Annotated in this window: 1 rRNA gene; it reads right to left on the bottom strand. The window is 52.3% G+C overall.

Annotation, left to right across the window (positions count from 1 at the left end):
• Positions 1–256, bottom strand: a 23S ribosomal RNA gene (locus GCN78_RS29090); the annotation flags it as partial.

Below are 256 nucleotides of genomic sequence, written 5' to 3'. Positions count from 1 at the left end.
GTGGGTTCGGACCTCCAGGGCGTGTTACCGCACCTTCATCCTGGCCATGAGTAGATCACTTGGTTTCGGGTCTACACCCAGCGACTGATCGCCCTATTCGGACTCGATTTCTCTACGGCTTCCCTATCTGGTTAACCTTGCCACTGAATGTAAGTCGCTGACCCATTATACAAAAGGTACGCAGTCACGGAACAAGTCCGCTCCTACTGTTTGTATGCACACGGTTTCAGGATCTATTTCACTCCCCTTCCGGGGT

Source organism: Janthinobacterium rivuli (assembly GCF_009208735.1).
GTDB lineage: Bacteria > Pseudomonadota > Gammaproteobacteria > Burkholderiales > Burkholderiaceae_D > Janthinobacterium.
The sequence above is the reverse complement of the archived record's forward strand: the minus strand, read 5'-3'. Positions and strand labels throughout refer to the sequence as shown.